This is a genomic window from Shigella sp. FC1567 (genome assembly GCF_001743015.1).
Taxonomy (GTDB): domain Bacteria; phylum Pseudomonadota; class Gammaproteobacteria; order Enterobacterales; family Enterobacteriaceae; genus Escherichia; species Escherichia coli.
Genome location: NZ_MIIV01000403.1, coordinates 1 through 442 on the forward strand (window position 1 = coordinate 1; position 442 = coordinate 442).

Here is a 442-nt window from a genome sequence, read left to right on the forward strand (position 1 = left end):
CATCAATGGTCTTTACAAAGCGGAGGTAATACACCGTAAGAGCTGGAAAAACCGTGCAGAAGTGGAACTGGCCACACTCACGTGGGTGGACTGGTATAATAATCGACGATTGCTGGAAAGGCTGGGCCACATCCCTCCGGCAGAAGCAGAAAAAGCTTATTATGCTTCCATCGGAAACGATGATCTGGCAGCCTGAGTTCACAGATAAAACACTCTCCAGGAAACCCGGGGCGGTTCAGTATCCATTACCCGCTCGCAACTGGCAATGCTCCTCGATAAGCTGGACTGGCGTCAGCCAAAAACATCCCGCCTTAATGCACTGACAATGTTGTAAAAATGTCATGGCCGGATTATAAAAACGGCCATGAATCAAAAATACCTCATTCGCATTGCAGAACTGGAATGCCAGCTCCGTCAGAAAGACCAGCAACTGAGTCTGGTT

General features: G+C 48.6%; 1 protein-coding gene and 1 pseudogene. Both read left to right on the top strand.

Annotated elements, in window-relative coordinates:
• A partial coding sequence (locus BHE85_RS18700) for an IS3 family transposase (RefSeq protein ID WP_139286454.1) occupies positions 1-196 on the top strand: 196 nt, incomplete at its 5' end.
• A gap of 30 nt (positions 197-226) precedes the next feature.
• Positions 227-334, top strand: a pseudogene (locus tag BHE85_RS27730) (IS66 family insertion sequence element accessory protein TnpB); the annotation flags it as partial.
• Positions 335-442: the final 108 nt, after the last annotated feature.